Here is a 14,887-nt window from a genome sequence, read left to right as displayed (position 1 = left end):
GCCTCACCACGAATAGCGCAGCGTCCCCGTCCCGCCATAGGTTTGCGCGCCGGCGCCGAAATCGCCGTCCAATTTGACGATCGCGGTCCAGCTCTGTGTGATGTGCAATTCGGCGGCGGCGGTCGTCAGCGCGGAGTCCTTCGGCGGCGCCGCGCCGTTCACCGTGAAATTCGAGCCGGGCAAGGCTTGGAAAGCGGCGTTCAACGCCGTCGCATTCGTGTACCAATCGTGCGCCCAGGCGAAGCGACCGCGCAGCACCAGCGGCATGCCGTTGACGACTTGCAGATTGTCGAAGCGCATGCCGAGTTCACTGCGCGTGTCGGTCGCATTTGCCGACGCATAAGACAATCCGAAGCCACCGCCGGTGAGATCGGTTTCGGTGTAGCCCGGCGTGTGGAAGCCTTGCGCCTGCAGTGCGACGTAAGGTGTCACGCCAATGATGGCGCCGGTGACCGGCACGGCATAGCGATAGCCGGCTTCGCCGCGCGCCGCGTAGCTCTGGCCCGTGAACGTCGCGCGCAATTGATCGCCGAGCGCGATGCGATCCGTGGTGAACCAGTGATTGGCGAAGGCCAGCGCGCCGGACAGATAGAGCGGCCCCCAATGCGTCTTGGTGTAGAGGCCGGCCTGGAAGGCGTCGCTGCGTCCAGAGCCGAGCGCCTGCGCGAGCGTCCAATTGGTGCCGCCGCCGGCAAGGCCGAAGCCGTAGACCGTGTCCGGCGTGAGGTGCCGCTCCATGCCGGCCGCGAAGCCGTAATCGCTCGCCGTGACATTATTGGAGCCGATCGCCGCATTGCCATCGGTATGGCTCGCGCCACCGAAAGCCGCGCCCCACACCGTCCAGCGCTCATCGAAGCTTTGCGGCGCATTGGATTGCGGCGCCTTCAGCGCCTTGGCGTAAGCGAGCGCCACATCTGCCGGCAAGGTCGTGTCCTGCTCCGGCGCAAATCTTGCGGCGCCGCCACCGCCGCTGATGCCGCCGCCGCCCGCCGTCGGATCGAGCATCAGCTCCAGGAAATGCGTCATCAGCTGATCGGCACCCTTGCCCGCTGCGGTCGCCGCTTCGCCGGAGAGCTGGGTCAGCCCATACTGCAATTGCGCCGGAGAAAGATTGAACAGATTGGCAAAGCCCGCCGGCGGCGTAACGCCGCTCTGGATCGCGGTGTCGATCGCGGTGGCGACATTGACGACATTGACGGGCGGATTGGGTGGCAACAGCGGCAGCAGCGAGTTGTATCTGACCGTCAGATCGACGTCGTCGCCGGTATAGCTGAGCACGCCTCTGTAGATGCCGAAGACGACGTCCTGGTTGGTGAACGTCCCGGTCACGCCGCCGTTGGCGGCAAGCACCGTATAGGTGGAGTTGACAATGGGCGTGCTGCCGCCGGCGACGGCGAAGCGCGCGCCGCTCGCGATCGTCGCCGTCCCGGACACGTTGGCGCGGCCCGCCGCCGCGCCGTTGAGCGTCACCATGTAGACCGCCGCCGATTGCAGCGTGAGGCTGCCATTGATCGTCATCGACGTGCCGGGCGCCAGCGTGCCGCCGCTATTGACGTTGACCGACTTGAACGTGCCGGTGCCGGTGAGCGTGCCGCCGTCGATGTTCCAGACCTGGGACTGGCCGAAGACGCCGGTCGCCGTCCACACGCCGCCCACCACGTTGAAGGCGGTGAAGCCGGTATATTGCGTGCCGATATTCGACAGGTTGAAAGCGCCGCTGCCGGCGCCGCCGAGCTGAAACGTGTCGCTGCCCTGGCCCTTGACGAGGCCGGCGATGCTGTAGCCCGGCCCCAGCGTAAAACTGTTGCCGGCGGCATTGCCTGACAGATCCACCGCCGTGCCGCTCGTCCCGACGATGACGCCGGAATCGAAAACGCCGACCGGGCTTGCGCTGCTGACCGAGATGCCGGTGGCGGCCGAGATCGTGCCGCTATTGGTGATCCCGTCAGCGAAGGCCACGACATGGTCGACCTTGATGCCGGTGCCGCCGGCCAAGATCGTGCCGGAATTGCTGATGCCACCGCTGAAGGTCGAGATCGTCACCGACGCGCCAAAGAAGGCGTCGCCGCCGACCCAAATGCCGTTGCCGCCCAACCCGGCCGAGATCGTGCCGGAATTGCTGATGCCGCCGCTGAAGCTGGAGATTGTCACCGACCCGCCGTCCAAGGCGATGCCGCCGACCCAAATGCCGCTGCCGCCCAACCCGGCCGAGATCGAGCCGGAATTGTTGATGCCGCCGTTGAAGGCCGAGATGGTCACTGACGGCGCATTGATGAAGACGTTGCCGCCGACCCTGATGCCGGCGAAGCCGGCCGAGATCGTGCCGGAATTGCTGATGCCGCCGCTGAAGCTGGAGATCGTCACCGATGAGCCGTTGGTGAGGTCGCCGCCGATCCAAATGCCGCTGCCGGCGGCCGAGATCGTGCCGGAATTGGCGATGCCGTCGCTGAAGGCCGAGATCGTCACCGACAACGGAAGTTGAACGAAGCCGTTGCTGCCGCCGACCAAAATGCCGTTGCCAAGGACGGGGCCGAGGGCGGCCGAGATCGTGCCGGAATTGCTGATGCCGCCGCTGAAGGTCGAGATCGTCACCGACGAGCCCTCGCCGGCGCCGACCCAAATGCCGTTGCCGCCGGGGTTGCGGATGCCGTGGGGGCCGCCGCTGTTGCCGGCCGAGATCGTGCCGGAATTGCTGATGCCGCCGCTGAAGCCGGAGATCACCGATACGCCGTTGGAGTAGTCGTCGCTGCCGACCACAATGCCGTAGGCGCCGGCCGAGATCATGCCGGAATTGCTGATGCCGCCGCTGAAGCTGGAGACCGTCACGGTGCCGCCGCCGACCAAAATGCCCTCGACGCCGGCCGAGATCGTGCCCGAATTGTTGATGCCGCCGTTGAAGGCCGAGATGGTCACTGACCCGCCATTGCGGGCGTCGCCGCCGACCAAAATGCCCGTGTAGCCGGCGATCGTGCCGGAATTGCTGATGCCGTCGCTGAAGCTGGAGATCGTCAGCGCGGTCCCGAAGGCGACGCCGCCGACCAAAATGCCGGCGCCGCCGGCCGAGATCGTGCCGGAATTGCTGATGCCGCCGCTGACAGTCGCATTGTTGACGACGATGCAGTCGATGCTGCCGGTGTTGGTATAGGGGAACGGCCCGGTATAGCATGCATGGGCCGCCGGCGCGCCGCCGCCGACCAGCAGCGCGGCAAGCGAACACGATGCGAGAAGCGGGCGCAGACGCGCACCGTCAATGCTGGTTGCTCCAGAGGCGGCGCGCTGCGTGCAATGGCTGCCGAGCTGCAAATGATTTGTCACTTATTGCCCCGAACCGGGCCGCCGCGGAGGAATCCCCGGCAAAATATCCCCGGCCATGTCCTTTCGAATCCGTCGGAGAGCAATCGGAAATCCCCCCGACGACGTCTACCTACGCTGACCGCCGTCAATCCCTGCGTCAGTCAAGCGTGACAACAGCGTGACTCTTGCTTGTGCGGCATCCAAAATATGCCAAAGCATGTAAGATGTGCTTCCGGGGACACGGTCTCCGAGCGCCAAGGTCACGTTTGGAATGAGAGACAGCGTGCAACTTCCGAGATTTGGTCTGTCGCTGTTCGGGCGCTTTGAGCTGACCACAAGCAATGGCGTGATCCCGTTGCCTGGCCGGAAGCTCGCCGGACTGCTGGCTTATCTGGCCTGCACGGCGCCTCGCCCACAATCCCGCGAAAAGCTCGCGAACCTGCTCTGGGGGTCGCATTTCGAAACCCAGGCCCGGCAGAATCTGCGCCAGAGCCTGGTCAGGTTACGCCGAATTCTCGGCCAGGATGCCATTTTCAGCGACGACCATGACGTCTGGCTCGCACCCGGCGTGTTCGATTGCGACGCAGCCCGTTTCGAGGCGTTGATCCTCGAAGGCAGCCGCGCGTCGCTGGCTGCGGCCGCCGATCTGTATCGCAACCCGCTGCTGACGAATTTGAATATCGAAGAAGATGCCTGGTCGGAATGGCTCGATAAAAAACGAGAGCGACTGGAAGACCTGGCGGTCGATTCCATGGTCCGGCACGGCCAGCACGCGTTGCAATCGGGAAACCCGGAATCCGCGCTCAAGAATGCCAACCGGGCCATCGCGGTGAATGGCTTGCGCGAAGACGCGCATCGGCTGATCATCCAGGCGCTCACGGCCACCGGACGCAAGGCTGAAGCGCTCAAGCGCTATCAAAACCTGGTCGTGCTGCTCAAGCGCGAACTGAATACCGCCCCCGACGCGGTCACCCAGTCGCTCGTCGCCGGGCTCCGCAGCGCCGGGCCATCCGACTCAGCGCATGCGAGTGAGCCCTCGGGCAGCGCTGATGAGCCGGGTCCTGCAGCCGTAGCTGTCGCAGCGCGGGACAGCGATGCGCCCCTGCAATTGCTTCATCGCTGCAGCCGCCAGCAGCGTCAATTGACGATCATGGCGTGCGACCTGATTGGCGCGACGCCCCTTTCGGCAGACCGCGACCCGGAGGACGTCCACGATCAGATCATCGCCTTCCATCAGCTGGCGGCCAATATTGCAGCGCAATTCCATGGCTTCGTCGCCCAGTACCAGGGCAACGGCCTCCTGATCTATTTCGGTTACCCCGCAGCCAACGAGCACGACGCCGAGCACGCCGTGCGCGCAGGCCTTGCCGTCGTCGACGCCGTCCGGATCCTGAGTGCGCCGGCCGGCAGCCCGCTTCGGGCAAGCGTGGGGATCGCTACAGGACTGGTTGTGATCGGCGAAAAGCCCGCATCCGGCGACATGCGGCAACAACTTGCGATCGGCGAGACGCCAGACCTCGCGATTCGGTTGCGGACCGCGGCGGCGCCGGGCGAGGTCGCGATCGCAGCCGACACACGGCGGCTACTCGGGCAATTGTTCGAGTATCGCGCGCTGCCGGACATAGAGGTCAAGGGGCTGTCACAAGCGGTGACCGCGTGGCATGTGCTCGGCGAGGCTGTCGGCGTCAGCCGCTTCGATGCCAGACGCGCCGGATCATTGTCCGCCCTCGTCGGCCGCCAGGAAGAAATCGAGCTGCTTCTGCGCCGCTGGGATCAGGCAAGGTCCGGCGCGGGCCGCGTGATGGTGCTTTCGGGCGAGCCCGGCATCGGCAAGTCGCGCATCGTCGAGAGCGTGCTGGAAAGGCTGGAGGACGGGCGGCATCGCCACTTGCGCTATTCTTGCTCTCCGCACCATACGCACAGCGCGCTCTACCCGGTCATCACCCAACTGGAACTGGCTGCGGACTTCGAACCTGGCAGTGGCGCCAGCGCGCGGATCGACAGGCTGGAAGCCCTGCTCGAGCCGACGACGACAAATCTGCCGCTCGATGTCGCGCTCATCGCCGAGCTCGTGGGTGTGCCTATGGACGGACGCTATCCGGCATTGGCGATCAGCCCGCAACAGAGACGGGAGATGACTCTCAACGCACTTCTCAATCAGCTTTCAGGCCTGGCGGCACAGAAGCCCCTGCTGATCGTAGTCGAGGATGCGCACTGGATCGATCCGACATCCCTCGATCTGCTCGACGCAATGGTGGCCCGCGCGGCAAATCTGCCGTTGCTGTTGCTCGTCACGGTCCGGCCGGAATTCCAGCCGTCCTGGGTCGGCCAGCCACATGTCACGATGCTGTCCCTCAGTCGCCTGGGCCGCAGCGAAAGCGCCGGCATCATTGGCGACATCGCTCGCGACAAGGTCCTCCCCGAGGCCGTCGTCGAGCAGATCCTGTCGCGTACCGACGGCGTACCGCTGTTCATCGAGGAGCTGACCCGTACGCTGCTCGAGGATGGGCCGTTGCGCGAGGCAGCCGACGGCAGGGTCCTCGACGGAGCGCTGCCGTCGCTCGCCATACCGACGACGTTGCAGGCCTCGTTGGCGGCTCGCCTCGATCTGCTCGGTGGCGCGGCGAAAGACGTGGCTTCGATCGGTGCCGCCATCGGCCGGGAATTCTCCTACGAGTTGATCGCCGCGATATCGCCGCTGGCCCCCTTGGATATCGACGCCGCGCTTGGCCGGCTGACGGCCTCCGGCCTCGTCACCCGCCGCGGCACGCCGCCGCTGGCGAGCTACGCATTCAAGCACGCGTTGGTGCAGGATGCCGCCTATGTCACGATGCTTAGAAGCCAACGACGGCAGTTGCACGCAGATATCGCGAGCGCGCTGATCAAACACTGCTCCGCGCAGACCGAAAGCCAACCCGAGATCATCGCCCATCATTTCGCGGAAGCCGGACTGGCCCGCGAAGCGACCGACCATTGGATCAAGGCCGGGCGGCTTGCACACGCACGCTGGGCCAACCGCGAGGCCGCCAGTTTCTTCGAGCGGGCGTTGCGCAGCCTCGAGACGCTGCCGGAAACCACGGCGACGATGGAACAGGCGATCGATCTTCGGTTTGATCTGAAAACATCGCTCCTCCCACTCGGCCAGTTCGGGCGCATCCTCGGCTATCTTCGCGAAGCCGAAGCGTTGGCCGAACGCCTGGGCGATGCTCCGCGGCTTTGTCTGGCCTCTATTCACATGTGCCAAACTCTCGGCTTCACCGGCAATCCACTCGACGCCGTCAAATTCGGACGGCACGCGCATCTTCTTGCTGATTCTCTCGGCGAACTTTCGCTCCGGGTCGCGGCATCGCTTTTTCTCGGCACCGCTTGCTTCTTGACGCTGCACTATGCCGAGGCAGAATCTCTTTTTCTCAAGGTCCTGGAGCTACTCGAAGGCGAACCGAGCTTCCAGCAATTTTCCCTTGCCGGATTTCCGGCGGTCAGCGCCCGCAGTTTTCTCACGCGCATCTGTACCGACCAGGGCAAATTCGAACGAGGCATCGTTCACGGCGAGGAGGGCATCCGCCTCGCTGAAGCGGTCGATCACCCCTATAGCCTGGCCACCGTCTGCTGGTGTCTTGCTGACCTGCTGGCAACCCGGGGAGAACTGAGTCGCGCGGTCGCCCTGCTGGAGCGCGGCCTGACGGTGGCTCGCGAGTGGAACCTGCCGTTCCTTGCCGCAGGTAATTCGGGCAGCCTGGGCTATGCGTATGCGCAGCTGGGCCGAGCTGCCGAAGGCCTGCCGCTGATGGAACAGGCGTTGAACGTTTTCGAGAATATGGGACATCGATTTGCCCAGGCACTGTTCCTGACGCCGATGGGCGAAGTATGCATGCTTGCAGGCCGCCACACGGACGCTCTCAAATTTGCCGGGCAGGCGCTGGCGCTGGCCCGCGAAAACGGTCAACGCGGCGGCGAGGCGGCCGCCCTCCGTCTTCTTGGCGAGGCTTCCGGCCGCGACGGCTCTCCTGAGCAGGCCGAAGGCTACTATCGCGAGGCGCTCGCGCTGGCCAAGGAGCTCGACCTGCGTCCGCTGGTCGCGCGTTGCCATCACGGCCTCGGAAAACTCTATCTGCACGCCGGCCGACCGGATCAAGCTGGCGAGCAACTCGCGGCCGCGACGACGATGTATATGGATATGGACATGCGGTATTGGCTGGAGCAGGCCGATGCGGAATTGAGCCGGCTGCCTCACCTCGCCGCTGATGCGTGAGCCGGCGACATCGCCGCTCGAACGGCATACCTGGCGAGCGCGGTGGATGTGATCATCGTTTTCAAGGACAAGATCCGGATCGTCGTCTCATACGACAACATCCGATCCACATTCAGCCCCGAGGGCCAACCCGAGCCGCTAACCCAAGCCGTCAACGTAAGCCTCGGGTTCGTAGATCTGTTCAGGAATGGCGCTCCCTAGGGGAATCGAACCCCTGTTTCAGCCTTGAGAGGGTAATGGTATCGCCGGGTGCGCAGACTTAATGAGTAAGACCAGACCAAAACGCGGCCGACCATTAGCAGAAAACGACTCGCGCACCCGTACTGTGCCGACCAAGTGTCCACCACCTAAGGCGACGCAAAAAGCCCAGAAGATAGTTGGCAGATCCCTCTAATTGAAAGCTTGCTTCAAGACCTTCGAGATGGCGTCAAGAATCGATTTTATTCACCACGCTGGCCCGCGCGCCAGCCCATCTCCCAGAAGTCTGCCTCGAGTCGGGTGGCTTCCTTGAAGACCGCGATCAGCTCTGTCTCGCGGGCCGGCGTGGCGTAGCGATCGGCGAGATGCTCGAGGTGCGCTCGCGCTTTCGCCGCGACCTCCTGGTACGGCACGCCGGCGTACTCGGCGATCCAAACGCGATAGGAGTTCGTCGCAGCATCCGCATCGGGTCGCGAGGCGAGCCGCGTTGCGATCTCCGCGTATCCGATCACGCAGGGGGCAAGCGCGACCTTGAGTGCCAGCAGATCGCCGCGCATTCCTGCGTCGAGCACGTAGCGTGTATAGGCCAGCGTCTCGACCGCCGGACGGGTTTGTTCAAGATCGCTCAGGGACAGACCCCAACCCGCACAGAGCTTCACATGCAGGTTCATCTCGACATCAAGGATGGCCGAAAGGCCGGCCGCTGCTTCTCGCATGTCGGCAAGTTTGGGCGACTTGTAGACCGCGAGCGCGTAGGCGCGAGCAAACTCGATAAGGAACAGGTAGTCCTGAACGAGGTAGTGACGAAACGCCGCTTCGGGGAGCGAGCCGTCTGCCAATCCGTTCGTGAAGGGATGCTCGGTGTAGGCCCGCCACTCAGCGGATGCTTCTGTCTTTAAACGCTCGAAGAAACTCACGATCTTTTTCGTCTGGCTTGCTTTTCCATGAACGTCTTTGGCTCGCTACCGATAGCGCATTGCGAACCAGGTGGACGCCGACCTTGAGAGGCGGCCGCGATCAGGCGGCTCGACGGCGTACGAAAATTCGCTTGCCGTCGGTCGCCGGGACTGACTTGCGTTCCCACGTTATCACACCGCGAATCGCGCAAGGGCTCGAGAGCAATTTCATCAGGTTGAGCATGTCGCAAACAGTACTCGAACCTGTGACCCTGCCAATACGAGTGACGGCTTTTAGAACCAGAAAGCGTTTCCGCCGCCGCGGTAGCTATATGGTAGCTAGCGGTCGTTAAGGCCGCGCGAAGACTGCAGTAAGCTATTGATTTCGCTGGTACAGTTGGGTGGGCTCGAACCACCGACCTCCTGTTCCACAGACAGGCGCTCTAACCAACTGAGCTACAACTGCATCCTGACGCACGGCCCCGCGTAAAGGGGGCGGCGATTTCGGGCGGAAACTAGGTGCAACGCCCGCCTTTGGCAAGCGCTTAACGCGCCGATTTCCGGTCTTATCTCGGGCCGCTTAACGGTCCGCGGCAGCAAAAAGGCCCGGACCGACAAGGCCCGGGCCTTTCGCTATCTCAAGCAGATCGCGATCAGGCGGCCGGCTGCTGATAGAACTTCGAGGCGCTGGCCTTGATCGGCTCGGCGGTCTCGCTGGCGACCTTCTGGCCGAGCTCGGCCAGTTCCTTGGCCTGCGCGGTGTAGGTCTCGAACTGCTTGCGGGCGTGCGCGGTCCAGAGCTCGACCGCTTCGGTCGGCGACTTCACGCTGAACAGCTCCTGGGCGAAGTCGAGCGACGAGGTGGTGTTGGCCTTGAAGAACTCGATCAGCTTGGCCGAATAGGCGGTGGCGCCCTTGTTCATCGAGGTGAACACGGCCTCGACGGTCGAGTTGTGGGTCTCGGCAGCGTCCTTAAACTTGGCGTAGCTGTCGCGGGCCTGCAGCACGCCCTTCTCGGCGAATGCGCGGACCTGCTCGGGAACTTCGAACGGGATGATCGAGGCGGAAAACGGATCGGACGGGTTGGTCATACGTGTAATCCTTCGCAACGGGTGAGTAGATGTGACCATTGCGGACGTCCCGGAGCCAGCAGGCCGGGAGCGCTGAAATGGATCACGCTGCCTTGATTCACGGGAGTGCCCTTCGTCGGGCGCGCCTAATAAACACCCATATCATGTCAATTTTGTGCAACGCAACGTAAGATCGCGTGCGACGCCATATTTTTTATGTGGCGGAATATGGCGTTACCGCGTCCGGGCCGGCCGCAGCCGGCCCGGACCGGCGGTCCGGTCAGTGCTCATCAGCTCTTCGGCTTGACCGCATCCATCGCGGCGCGGCTGACGGCCTGGCCCATCTCGCTGGCCTGCTCGGCGAGCGCGCGCATCTGGCCCTGCACATATTCGCTGTGCAGCCGCATCACCTCGGTGAGGTCCTTTGCCTTGAGCAGCGACTGCGCGTAGTCGAGCGACGACTGCACGTTCTGTTCGGCATAGGACAGCGCCTTGGTGGACAGGTCCTTGGCGCCGGCGCGCATCGTGGCGTTGCGCTCCTCGATCTTGCCGGCGGTGTCGCGCGCGTTGGTCACGAACTGCTCGAATGCCTTGCGGGCCTGATCGAAGCTCGCCTCCGCCATCGACCGCATATCCTTGGGGATCTCGAACTTGGGGATCTCGAAATGGTCACGCCCGTTGTCGCTCATGGTCGCTCTCCCTCGCTTGGTGATCGGCCCGCCGGTTGGCCCTGCGGGCCCAGGGTGGAATACAGGGTAGACTACAAGGTAGAATAGGCGGCCCAATATATCGCGGCACTGCAATCACAGGTGTGACGCGGCGCCGCCCTGGTTCCGCAACACGCTGCCGCAGCCGCCTCTTCCGAACAACGCCAATCGGCTGTGGATCGTTCAGCCGAGTTAACGTTATCCCGCCTTTGGCGGGGGCAGTTTCGCTGCGGACATGGACCTGCCGTCCCCCGCTTGCGATACTAACCTTCTGTTAAGGCTGTCGTCCTGCGGCTGCCAGCGCTTCGGCAATGCGAGGAAAAAGCCAAACCTATGCGGTCAAATCTTGCGTGATGAGTGACGCGGAATTCCAGATCCAGGCGCTCGGCGATGTGAGGCTGGCGGACCATGCGACGGGCGCCCTGCCGGCATGGCTGTGGTCGGCCGACGGCGCACGGATTCTCTGGGCCAATCCGGTCGGCGCGCAGGTATTCGGTGCCGCCAATGGCGCCGAGCTGGCGAAGCGCGCCTTCGGCCCGGCCGATCCGCATCGCCGCCAGGTCGCGCGGCTCGGTTACAACCTCGCCGCCAACGGCGCGGTGCGGCTGGAGCGGCTGCGCGGCTTCGGCGCGGCGCCCGGCATGCTCGCGACCTGCGGCTGCACGCGCATCGAGCTATCAGACGGCAGCCACGGCATCCTGATGACCTCGCTCAATGCCAGTGGCCACTGCATGCCGCTCGCCGAGCGCTTGCAGCGGCTGGTGCAGGGCTTGCCGCGTCCGGCCGCCGCCTTCAACGGTGACGGACTTCTGATCGCGGCCAATGAGGCGGCGCGTTCGCTGCCCGGCCTGCACGATCTCACCGAGGCCGGCCTCGATGCCGCGCGCGGCGAAGCGCTGGCGCAGGGCCGCGCGGCGGCGAGCGTTGCAATCGGCCGCGTCGTGCTGCAGCGGATCGGCCGCGGCGCCGATCGCGCGCTGATCGCATTGATCAAGCCCGCCCTGCGTTTAGCCGCCAAAGCTGCGGCGCCGATCGTGCTGGAGCCGATTGCGCCGAAGACGGCTGTCCCGGAAGCACCGGCAGCGCCGCAAGAGGCCACCGCCGTGGCGCCGCCGCCGGCGCCTGCCGCCGAGCAACCAACGGTGCATGAAGAAGCCCCCGCGCCGGTCAGCGACGTGGCGGCGACCTTCACGCTGTTCGATGCGTTGGATCCGCAGCCAGAAGAGCAGGTCGCGGTCGGGCCGGTCGTCAGCACGACTGCATCCGAGCCTGCGGACGTTGCGCCATCTCCGGCATCGGAAGAGACGCACGCAGAGACGGCGCCCATTGAGACGGCCGTATTCGACACCACGCCTGACGAAACTGCCGCGGTCGAGGAACCGATATCGGAAGCGCTGATCGACGTGCCTGCTGAGGCAGAGCTCGAAGCGCCTCCGCACCTTACTCCGCCTCTCGCGTCAGCAGAACGCGCGCACGAAGCGCCAGCACCGGTCGAGACCACGCCTCCCGACACTACGCCTGACGAAACCGCCGCGGTCGAGGAGCCGATATCGGAAGCGCTGATCGACGTGCCCGCTGAGGCAGAGCTCGAAGCGCCTGCACCTGAGCCCACGCCCGGTCTCGAAGAGGCCGCACACGCGCCCACTTCGGAAACATCGGCGCCGCCAGCCGATCCCGTGCCCTCGCCCTATGCGATTGCGGATGCGCCCGCTCCGCCGCCCGCCGCCGAGCCGGAGCCCGCTTCGCTGGCGCCGGCGCCGCCGCCATCCTGGCTCGACGAGCCGTTGCCGGTGCGGCGGCATCCGCTGCGCTTCATGTGGCAGATGGACCATGAGGCCCGCTTCTCGCTCGGCTCCGATGAATTCACCCGCCTGATCGGCCTGCACACCGCGGCGGGGTTCGGCCGGCTGTGGAGCGACATCGCCCAGAGCTTTGGCCTCGATCCCGAGGGCCGCGTCCTGCAGGCGTTCGCCAGCCACGACACCTGGAGCGGCATCACGCTGAACTGGCCGGTCGACGGCGGCGGCCGTCTGCCGGTCGAATTGTCCGGCCTGCCGGTATTCGATCGCAACCGGAATTTCGCCGGCTATCGCGGCTTTGGTGTGTGTCGCGACCTCGACGGCCTTGCGCGACTCGCCGCTTTGCGCCGCTATGAGTTCTTCAGCGGCTCGATCGCGCCGCGATCGCTGTCGGCCGGCGTTGCGCCTGCGCCGCGCATCGATGCGCCGCCCGCCCCCGCCGCGCCGCCGCATGAAAATCCTCCGCCGCATGCGGAGCCGCCGCCCGACACGACCGCGAGTGCACCACCTGAGGAATTGACCGAGCCGATAGCAGCAGAGACTTCACACCAAGCCGATCCGGATCACGCCGTGGAAACGAACGAGGAAGCGCACGCAGTGCGCCAGGACCCGCCACCGAATGTGGTGCCGTTCCGCCCCGCCGGCGACACAAGACCGCCGTCGCTGACGCCGGTCGAGAACAACGCCTTCAACGAGCTTGCGCGCCAATTGTCGGCGCGGCTCGAGAGCGAGGCCGGCCTCACCGCGACGACGAATGAGAGCGCCAGCATCGCGCCGGTTGCCGAAGCGCCGCCCGCGAACGAACCGCCGCAGGCGGAGGCGCCATCGCAGCCAGAGACGGTCGCGCAACCGGAGACGCCGGCCGAGGCGCCAAAGCCCAGTTGGCTCGCCGCCGCCGAGCCCGCGCCGCGCGCGGATTCCCGGCGCGACCGCGCGCTGCTCGATCTCCTGCCGGTCGGCATCCTGATCTACCGGCTCGACCGCCTGCTCTATGCCAACCACGCCTTCCTCGCGCGGATGGGCTATGACAGCCTGCACGCGCTGGAAGCCGCCGGCGGGCTCGACGCGCTCTATGTCGAACCCGGTGTCTCGCAGGCGAGCAGCAGCTCCGGCACCGGCACGCCGGTGACGATCTCCGCCAACCAGAACGGCCAGGCAGAGCAGGTGTCCGCCGAGGCACGGCTGCACACCATCAGCTGGGACGACGATTCCGCGCTGGCGCTGATCTTCTCGCGCACGCTCGACGAGGACGCCGCGATCGCCGCCGCCCTGTCTGAGCCCGAGCCAGAGGCGGCCGCCGAGCCCGTGCTTGCGCCACCGCCGCCGCAGGCCGGCCACGCCGACGCCGAGGAGCTCGGCGCCATCCTCGACACCGCGGCCGAAGGCATCATCATGTTCGATGCCGAAGGCAACATCCATTCCTGCAATCGCAGCGCCGAGGCGCTGTTCGGCTATGACGGCGACGAGTTCATCACGCGCAATCTCGCCGATTTGTTTGCGCCAGAGAGCCAGCACGGCATCTTCGACTATCTCACGAGCGTGAAATCGGCCGGCGTCGCCAGCCTGCTCGACCATGGCCGCGAGACGCTCGGCCGCGTGCGCCAGGGTGGCCTCATCCCGCTGTCGGTGACGATGGGTCGCACCCGCGCGGACGGACCGAACTTCTTCGCCGTGTTCCGCGATCTCTCGCAGACCAGGAAGAGCGAGCGCGAAGTGCGCGAGGCGCGGCGGCTCGCCGAACGCGCCGCCAACGCCAAGACCGACATGCTGGCGCGGATCAGCCACGAGCTGCGCACGCCGCTCAACGCCATCATCGGCTTTGCCGAGGTGATGATATCGGAGCGCTTCGGCACGCTCGGCAACGAGCGCTATGTCGAATACATGAAGGACATCCGCGCCTCCGGCGAGCGGGTGATCGCGATCGTCAACGACCTGCTCGATCTGTCGCGGATCGAGACCGGCAAGCTCGACCTCGCCTTCACCAGCCAGAACCTCAACGAGATGGTGGAGAGCTGCGTCGCGGTGATGCAGCCGCAGGCCAACCGCGAGCGCATCATCATCCGCACCTCGCTCGCGCATACGCTGCCGCTTGTCGTCGCCGATGCCCGCGCGCTGCGCCAGATCACGCTGAACCTGATCGGCAACTCGATCCATCTCGCCAATGCCGGCGGCCAGGTGATCGTCTCGACCGCGCTGTCGGATTTCGGCGAGGTGATGCTGCGCGTGCGCGACACCGGCCAGAGCCTCAACGACAACGAGGTCGCCGCCGCCCTCGAGCCATTCCGCGCCCCGACGCCGACCGATCAGGCCGGCTCCGGCGGCGTCAGCCTGTCGCTGACCAAGGCGCTGGTCGAAGCCAACCGCGCCAAATTCCAGATCAGGACCGGCGGCCGCACCGGCACGCTGATCGAGGTGACCTTCGCCCACGCCGCGGCAAGGGCGTGATGGGCGTTAGCGCCTAACGCGTTCAGCATTCTCGCGTGGCGTTTGTCTTCAATGTTGGTAAGGGACGCACCGGCGGACGGGCTCCCTCCCCCTTGCGGGGGAGGGTTGGGGAGAGGGGTGCCACACGGCACGCTCTCTCCGTTCGACAATGCTTCAACGCCCGCGGCGCATGATTGGGAAAGCGATGCTCTCGTCAATCATCTCGCCCGGGGCTTACCCCTCTCCC

Annotated in this window: 6 protein-coding genes and 1 tRNA gene; 2 read left to right on the top strand and 5 right to left on the bottom strand. The window is 65.4% G+C overall.

What is annotated here, in order from left to right; translation table 11 throughout:
* Nucleotides 1-3: 3 nt before the first annotated feature.
* A complete protein-coding gene (locus tag QDT69_RS23150; protein ID WP_279708792.1) occupies nucleotides 4-3,315 on the bottom strand; it encodes an autotransporter domain-containing protein in 3,312 nt (1,103 codons plus the stop codon).
* A 250-nt stretch (nucleotides 3,316-3,565) separates the two neighbouring features.
* Between QDT69_RS23150 and QDT69_RS23145 the strand changes: the two genes are divergently transcribed.
* A complete protein-coding gene (locus QDT69_RS23145) occupies nucleotides 3,566-7,546 on the top strand; it encodes an AAA family ATPase (protein WP_279708791.1) in 3,981 nt (1,326 codons plus the stop codon).
* A 440-nt stretch (nucleotides 7,547-7,986) separates the two neighbouring features.
* On the opposite strand, the gene tenA is transcribed toward QDT69_RS23145, so the two are convergent.
* From tenA to QDT69_RS23125, 4 genes are all read right to left on the bottom strand, one after another.
* Nucleotides 7,987-8,661 carry a thiaminase II gene (tenA, locus tag QDT69_RS23140; protein ID WP_279708790.1) on the bottom strand — a complete coding sequence of 225 codons (675 nt, stop codon included), beginning with the start codon at nucleotides 8,659-8,661 and terminating at the stop codon, nucleotides 7,987-7,989.
* A gap of 368 nt (nucleotides 8,662-9,029) precedes the next feature.
* Nucleotides 9,030-9,106: transfer RNA gene (locus tag QDT69_RS23135), tRNA-His, on the bottom strand.
* A gap of 187 nt (nucleotides 9,107-9,293) precedes the next feature.
* Entirely contained in the window at nucleotides 9,294-9,731 is a 438-nt protein-coding gene (locus QDT69_RS23130) for a phasin (protein WP_279708789.1), read from the bottom strand.
* A 269-nt stretch (nucleotides 9,732-10,000) separates the two neighbouring features.
* On the bottom strand, nucleotides 10,001-10,399 hold the full coding sequence (locus tag QDT69_RS23125; RefSeq protein WP_146991222.1) for a phasin family protein: 399 nt from the start codon (nucleotides 10,397-10,399) through the stop codon (nucleotides 10,001-10,003).
* 371 nt (nucleotides 10,400-10,770) lie between these two features.
* Between QDT69_RS23125 and QDT69_RS23120 the strand changes: the two genes are divergently transcribed.
* Nucleotides 10,771-14,661: a PAS domain-containing protein gene (locus QDT69_RS23120; RefSeq protein WP_279708788.1), complete on the top strand. Its 3,891-nt coding sequence runs from the start codon at nucleotides 10,771-10,773 to the stop codon at nucleotides 14,659-14,661.
* Nucleotides 14,662-14,887 lie beyond the last annotated feature (226 nt).

This window comes from Bradyrhizobium sp. CER78, from assembly GCF_029846235.1.
Classification (GTDB): domain Bacteria; phylum Pseudomonadota; class Alphaproteobacteria; order Rhizobiales; family Xanthobacteraceae; genus Bradyrhizobium.
The sequence above is the reverse complement of the archived record's forward strand: the minus strand, read 5'-3'. Positions and strand labels throughout refer to the sequence as shown.